The 4,582-nt window shown below is 74.4% G+C and carries 2 protein-coding genes; both read left to right on the forward strand.

What is annotated here, in order from left to right; translation table 11 throughout:
- Positions 1-4,396: type I polyketide synthase (locus tag KME79_RS44175; protein WP_219552637.1), on the forward strand; the 4,396-nt coding region annotated here is incomplete at its 5' end.
- 17 nt (positions 4,397-4,413) lie between these two features.
- A partial coding sequence (locus tag KME79_RS47645; protein ID WP_219552639.1) for a polyketide synthase docking domain-containing protein occupies positions 4,414-4,582 on the forward strand: 169 nt, incomplete at its 3' end.

A 4,582-nucleotide genomic window follows, 5' to 3' on the forward strand; every position in this document is an offset into this window, starting at 1 on the left:
CGCCTCCAACGGGATGACGGCGCCGAGCGGTCCGGCCCAGGAGCGGGTGATCCGTCAGGCGCTGGCCGACGCGTTGCTGGACACGCGGGACATCGACGTCGTGGAGGCGCACGGCACCGGCACGACGCTGGGCGACCCGATCGAGGCGCAGGCGTTGCTGGCCACGTACGGGCGTGGACGTCCGGTGGAGCGGCCGGTGTGGCTGGGCTCGCTGAAGTCGAACATCGGGCACACCCAGGCGGCTGCCGGGGTGGCCGGTGTGATCAAGATGGTGCAGGCCATGCGGCACGGGACGCTGCCCCGTACCCTCCACGTCGAGGAGCCGACGCCGCACGCCGACTGGTCCGCGGGCGGCGTACGGCTGCTCACCGAGGCCCGCGAGTGGCCGCGCGGCGAGCACCCCCGCCGGGCGGGCGTCTCCTCCTTCGGCATCAGCGGCACCAACGCGCACGCCATCATCGAGGAGTACGTCCCCGAAGCCGCGCCCCTGCCCGGAGCCCGCCCCGAGCGCGTCTTCACCGGCCCGCTCGCCTGGGCCGTCAGCGGCCACACCGCCCAGGGCGTGCGCGCGCAGGCCGAGCGGCTGCACCGCCACGTCACGGCGCAGGACCGCCCCGACCCCGCCGACGTGGCACACTCCCTGGTCACCACCCGGACGGCGCACCCGCACCGCGCGGTCGTGCTCGGCCGCGACCACGAGACCCTGGTCGCCCATCTCGGCGACCACCTGCGCGGGCGGCCCGTGGCCGAGGTGGTCACCGGCGTGGCGGCCGAGCACACCCGCACGGCCTTCCTGTTCACCGGGCAGGGCGGGCAGCGGCCCGGCATGGGCCGGGAGCTGGCCGCCGCCTCGCCGGTGTTCGCCGCGGCCCTGGACGAGGCGTGCGCCGCCCTCGACCCCCACCTGGACCGGCCGCTGCGCGAGGTCATGTGGGCCGGGCCGGGCACCCCGGAAGCCGCCCTGCTCGACGAGACCCTCTACACCCAGCCGGCCCTGTTCGCCTTCGAGGTCGCCGCCTTCCGGCTGCTGGAGTCGCTCGGGCTCGCCCCCGCGTACGTCGCCGGGCACTCCGTCGGCGAGTTCGCCGCCGCGCACGTCGCCGGGATCTGGTCGCTGCCGGACGCCGCCCGCCTGATCGCCACCCGCGCCCGGCTGATGCACGGGCTGCGCGAGCCCGGCGCCATGATCGCGATCGCCGCCACGCCGGACGAGGTCAGGCTCACCCTGGCCGGGCTCGACAACAAGGCCGGCATCGCCGCCGTCAACGGGCCGGACAGCGTGGTGATCTCCGGCGACGAGGAGACGTGTCTCGCGGTCGCCGCCCACTGGCGCGAGCGCGGCCGGCGCATCCGGCGGCTGACCGTCAGCCACGCCTTCCACTCCCCGCTGATGGAACCCGTGATCGGCGAGTTCGCCGCCGAGCTGGACACGGTGACGTTCGGCAAGCCCCGGATCGCGTCCGTGACCGGCCTCCTCGACACCCCGTGGACCAGCCCCGAATACTGGCTGAGCCAGATCAGGCAGCCCGTCATGTTCCATCCGATGATCGCCCGGCTGGAGGAGCAGGGGGTCACCCTCTTCCTGGAGGTCGGGCCGCAGGCCGTGCTCGCCGGCATGGCGCACGACTGCGTCACCGGCGAGGACGCCTCGATCCTCGCCCTGCACCGCCGCGACCGCGCCGAGCCTGACGCGCTGGCCGCGTGCCTGGCCGGCGCGTGGGCCGCCGGAGCGTCCGTCGACTGGCCCGCGCTGCTCCCCGGCGGGAACCGGGTGGACCTGCCGACCTACGCCTTCGAGCGCGAGCGTTACTGGCTCGGCCCGCCCGCCCGCGCCGCGAACCTGTCCGCCGTCGGCCTGCGCGAGGTGGCCCACCCCCTGCTGGGAGCCGAGCTCGACCTCGCCGGGGACGGGCCGGTCGTGCTCACCGGCAGCCTGTCGATCAGCAGCGCGCCCTGGCTCGCCGACCACGCGGTGGCGGGCGCCGTGGTGCTGCCCGGCACCGCGCTGGCCGACCTGGTCCTGGAAGCCGCCGCGAGGACCGGGTCCGACCTGGTCGAGGAGCTGATGTTCGAGGCTCCGCTGGTGCTGCCGCGGCACGGCCCGATCACGGTCCAGGTCGTCGTGGACCCTCCTGACTCCTCGGGCGCCCGGCCGGTGCGCGTGCACTCGCGGCCGGTCGACGACCCCGAGACCGGCTGGACCCGGCACGCGTCCGGTTCGCTGGCCGACGGTGCCGTGGGTTCGGGTGCGTGCGAGTGGGCCGGGGTGTGGCCGCCGGTGGACGCGGTGGTGGTGGAGGTCGAAGGGGGTTACGAGCGGCTGGGGGAGCGGGGTTACGAGTACGGTGCGGCGTTCCAGGGGTTGCGGGCGTTGTGGCGTCGTGGTGAGGAGCTGTTCGCGGAGGTGGTGGCGCCGGAGGGCGTGGACGTGACCGGCTTCGGCATCCACCCCGCCCTGTTCGACGCCGTGTTCCACCCGCTGCTCGTCGCCGACCCCGCCGACGAGCTGCGCCTGCCCTTCGAGCTGCGCGGCCTGCGGCTGTACGAGGCGGGGGCGGGCACGCTGCGGGTCCGCCTGACCAGGACCGGTCCTGACGGGTGCGCCATCGAGGCGGCCGGTCCCTCGGGGCGTCCGGTGTTCTCGCTGGACTCCCTGCGAGCGCGCCCGGTGCCGGCCGAGTCGCTCGCCACGGCCGGTCTGCCGCTGTACGGGGTGGAGTGGGCCGAGGTGGCTCCCTCCGCGCCGGGCTCGGTGGAGCCGGAGGTGGTGTGGTGTGTGGGCGAGTCGGCGGACGTTCCGGTGGCGGTGCGTGAGCTGACCTCGCGTGTGCTTGCGGCGGTGAAGCAGGCCGGGGCGTCCCCGGTGGTGTTCGCGACGCGGCCGGGGGATGTGGCCGGTGCGGCGGTGTGGGGGCTGGTGCGGTCCGCGCAGAGTGAGCAGCCGGGCCGGTTCGTGCTGGCGGAGGTGCCTCAGGGGTTCTCGGGCTGGGACGCGGTCCTGGCTTCGGGAGAGCCGCAGGTACGGGTGGTCGACGGACAGATCCTTGCCCCTCGCCTGACCCGGCGCCCGGCAACCACTCCTTCCGCCGCCTCCAGGTCTGGTGCGGTGCTGGTGACCGGCGGGACCGGTGGGCTGGGGGCGCTGGTGGCGCTGCGGCTGGTGGAACTGCACGGCGTGCGGGATCTGGTGCTGGTGTCCCGGCGTGGACCTCGGGCTGAGGGCGCGGCGGAACTGGTGGCCAAGCTGGAGGACGCCGGTGCCCGGGTGCAGGTGGCGGCGTGTGACGTGTCCGACCGTGCGCGACTCGCGGACGTGGTGGCCTCGGCCGGGCCGCTGGCCGGTGTGGTCCATGTCGCCGGGGTGCTGGACGACGGGCTGGTCGAGGGGCTGACTCTGGAGCGGATCAGCGGGGTGCTGGGGCCGAAGGCGGACGCCGCCTGGTTCCTGCACGAGCTGACCCGGGATCTGGGGTTCTTCGTGCTGTTCTCCTCGCTCGCCGGAGTCCTGGGCAACGCCGGCCAGGGCAATTACGCGGCGGCGAACGCGTTCCTGGACGGGCTGGCGGTTGCCCGGCGTGCGGCCGGGCTGCCGGCGGTCTCCGTGGCCTGGGGGCTCTGGGACGTGGAGTCCGGGATGACCGGTGTTCTGGCGGAGGCGGACAAGGCGCGGCTGGCCCGCGCGGGGATCGCGCCGCTCGCGGTGGAGGAAGGGCTGGCGTTGTTCGACGCGGCCCTGGCCGGCGATGTCGATCCGGTGGTGGTGGCGGCCCGCTGGGACATGGCGGGGCTGCGGGCACGGGCGGAGAACGACACGCTGCCGGGAATGCTGCGCGGCCTCGTCCGCGTGCCACGCCGCGCCGCCGGACGGGCCGAGGGCGCGGGGTCGCTGGTGTCCCGGCTGTCGGAGCTGAACCGGGACGAGGCGCTGCGCCTGCTCACCGACACCGTACGGGACCACGTCGCGGCCGTGCTCGCCCACGGCAGCGCGGACAAGGTCGGCATCGACCGGGCCTTCAACCAGCTCGGCTTCGACTCACTGACCGCCGTCGAACTCCGCAACCGGCTCAACACCGACACCGGGCTGCGGCTGCCCGCGACCCTCGTCTTCGACCACCCGACCGTGCGGGTGCTGGCGCAGCACCTGTTCGACGCGCTGGCCCCCACGCAGCCGTCGCCCGAGGACATGCTGCGCGGCGCCCTGGAGCACGTGGGGTCGATGCTCACCACCGCCAAGGACGACAGCGAGATCATCCGCGGCAAGCTCGTCGCCGTGCTGAAGAGCGGCCTGGCCCGCTTCGGCACCGAACCGGACGGCGGCCGCCCCGACACGGTGATGGACAAGATCGACGACGCCTCTGATGAGGAGATCTTCGCCCTCATCGACAACGACCTGTGACTGGAAGGGCCGGAGCGATGGAGAACGAGCAGAAGCTTCGCGATTACCTGAGGCGCGCGACCGTAGAGCTGGCGGAGACGCGTCAGCGGCTGGCTGAGGATCAGGGGCGCAGGCATGAGCCGGTGGCGATCGTGGGGATGGCGTGTCGTTTTCCGGGTGGGGTGGGTGGTCCGGAGGAGTTGTGGG

This window comes from Nonomuraea harbinensis, from assembly GCF_019396385.1.
Lineage (GTDB): Bacteria > Actinomycetota > Actinomycetes > Streptosporangiales > Streptosporangiaceae > Nonomuraea > Nonomuraea ferruginea.